General features: G+C 66.5%; 3 protein-coding genes. 1 reads left to right on the forward strand and 2 read right to left on the reverse strand.

Features of this window, described 5'->3' with window-relative positions; genetic code table 11:
* Positions 1–33: 33 nt before the first annotated feature.
* Positions 34–459 carry a hypothetical protein gene (locus tag RMN86_RS12685; RefSeq protein ID WP_309606209.1) on the reverse strand — a complete coding sequence of 142 codons (426 nt, stop codon included), beginning with the start codon at positions 457–459 and terminating at the stop codon, positions 34–36.
* A gap of 157 nt (positions 460–616) precedes the next feature.
* Here RMN86_RS12685 and RMN86_RS12690 point away from each other — a divergent pair, with 157 nt between their 5' ends.
* Complete coding sequence (locus tag RMN86_RS12690) at positions 617–1,399, forward strand: enoyl-CoA hydratase-related protein (RefSeq protein ID WP_309606210.1); 783 nt, start codon at positions 617–619, stop codon at positions 1,397–1,399.
* Positions 1,400–1,555: 156 nt separating this feature from the next.
* Here the strand turns inward: RMN86_RS12690 and RMN86_RS12695 are convergent.
* A partial coding sequence (locus tag RMN86_RS12695; protein WP_309606211.1) for a hypothetical protein occupies positions 1,556–2,000 on the reverse strand: 445 nt, incomplete at its 5' end.

The following is a 2,000-nucleotide window of genomic DNA, read 5'->3' on the forward strand; positions in this document are numbered from 1 at the left end:
TCCTGGAGGAGGTATGCCCCCTGTAGTTTCCGGTCAGTCAGCAACCCTGCGCCAGCCGACGGCGAGGCTCTTGCCGCCCGCGACTTCCAGGCCGACGCCTCTGGCGCTGACCTTGCCGTCGGTGATCCAGGCCACATCGTAGAAGTCGCCGGGCGCGCGCCTTTGGATCTCGAGATCGTACTCGTCCGAAAACTGACCGTTCTCAAGGAAGTAGCGAACGTGGTAGCGCCCGGCAAAGCCGCCCGTGGTCGGACCTCCGGTCGCCAAGCCGGGCCCGCTGTAGGCGTTGGCGTAGTTCCATCTGGCCTTCAGGACGCCGGGCGTGTGGCTCCTGGTGTAGAGGACAAAGCCGATATTCAACGGCTCACCGGCCTTGGGGGCCGTCGTCGGACCCGCGGCATGGCCGGAGGCGGGCAGCAACACCATCAAGGCGACCGCAAACCAGACTGACCGAAGCATCGCGCCCCCGCATGCTGTGGAAGACGCCGACGGTAGCACCGGGCGGGCGTGGCGCCACCTGGCAATTCCGGACCCTGGCGACGGAGGGTCTCGCCATGAACCTTGACGGACCTAGCGGCGCCAGCCCAGCCTCTCGGCAAAACGGGAGAGACACGCCATGGCCTATGAATTCATCAAGGTTGAGCGGGACGGGCCGGTGACCACGGTCACCCTGAACCGGCCCGAGGTGATGAACGCGCTGCATTCGCCGGCGCACTTCGAGCTGGCCGAGGCGTTCGACGCCTTCGCCGCCGACCCGGACCAGTGGGTGGCGATCGTCACCGGGGCGGGGGAGCGGGCGTTCTCGGCCGGCAATGACCTCAAGCACCAGGCGGGCGGCGGCAAGATGGGCAGCCCGCCGTCGGGGTTCGCGGGGCTGACCTCGCGCTTCGACCTGGCCAAGCCGCTGATCGCGGCGGTGAACGGGGTGGCCATGGGCGGCGGGTTCGAGATCGCGCTGGCCTGCGATATCATCATCGCCTCGGAAGCCGCGGTGTTCGCCCTGCCGGAGCCCCGCGTCGGGCTGGCGGCGCTGGCCGGCGGGCTGCACCGGCTGCCCCGAGCCATCGGGACCAAGCGGGCGATGGCGATGATCCTGACGACGCGCCGCGTCTCGGCGGCGGAGGGCAAGGACCTGGGCTTCGTGGCCGAGGTGACCGCGCCGCACGACCTGATGCGAGTGGCGCGCGAGTGGGCCGACGGCATCTGTCAGCTGGGACCGATGTCGATCCGGGCGTCCAAGGAGGCGGTCTATCGGGGGCTGGACGAGCCCAGCCTGGAGGCGGCGATCAAGGGCCAGAGCCGCTATCCGGCGGTCGCGGCGCTGTTCACCAGCGAGGATTTCGTCGAGGGGCCACTGGCGTTCTCCCAGAAGCGCGCGCCGGCGTGGAAGGGGCGGTGATGGGGCGCTTGACGGGCAGTTATATACTTGACGGAACAGAGGCTGATTCGGTACTCAGATGCCGCGTGACAGGCCGGTGAACTGCCAAGGAGATAGCTGCCCTCAGACGTGAGGACAGATGGGCGACGCGCTCAAGTTTGACGCAGATATGACCCCTCACTTTTTGAGAGGCTTATCTCCTGACGTGATCGCGATTGCCGATATGCTGGAGCCGTATCTGGCGGCTTGGGATAGTGAGCGAGAGCTAGCTGACTGCCCGGAGTTCAATGGGCTGGTGGGGGCCAGAGAGTTGGCGTTGTGGCTGGCGAAGGTCTTGAGGACAAAGGGCGCTGTATAGCGCTGGGAGAATGGCCCTAGCCACTCTGCGATCTCGCGAACCTCTCTCGCGGCGGCGTCGATTTCGTCCAAGGTGTAGGTGGTCAATTCGGCTTTCCGCGCGCCGGGCTTGGTGTCGTCGGCGCTGTAGCGTCGAACTTCAATGGCGCCATCATGATCTTGGCCCTTCACGTATGGCAGGCCATGAGCGAAAGCCGAGCGGATTGGTTCAAGGGCGCGAAGGCGGTTCAGTGTCCGGTCGCACTCGGCCAACGCAGCGGGATCA

It is taken from the genome of Phenylobacterium sp. (genome assembly GCF_031360265.1).
Classification (GTDB): domain Bacteria; phylum Pseudomonadota; class Alphaproteobacteria; order Caulobacterales; family Caulobacteraceae; genus Phenylobacterium.